The 299-nt window shown below is 67.6% G+C and carries 1 protein-coding gene; it reads left to right on the forward strand.

Annotated features, from left to right (window positions below):
- A partial coding sequence (locus SB753_RS36205; protein WP_410804923.1) for a CheR family methyltransferase occupies positions 1-299 on the forward strand: 299 nt, incomplete at both ends.

Consider the following 299-nt stretch of genomic DNA (forward strand, 5'->3'; position numbering starts at 1 on the left):
CGTACAGCCGGCTCGCGCGACGGCTGCGCGCACGCGGGCTCGACTCGTTCCGCCAGTACCTCGACATGCTCGAGGCGGACAACGATCCCGCCGAGTGGGAAGCATTCACGAACGCACTCACGACGAACCTCACCGCGTTCTTTCGCGAAGCGCATCACTTTCCGATCCTCGCGGACTTCGTTGCGCGCCGGCAGGCGCCCGTGTCGGTGTGGTGCTCGGCGGCATCGACGGGCGAGGAGCCGTATTCGATCGCGATGACGCTGATCGAAGCGCTCGGCGACCATGCTGCGCGCCAGGCG

Origin of the sequence: Paraburkholderia sp. SIMBA_053 (assembly GCF_046534895.1) — a bacterium.
Lineage (GTDB): Bacteria > Pseudomonadota > Gammaproteobacteria > Burkholderiales > Burkholderiaceae > Paraburkholderia > Paraburkholderia caledonica.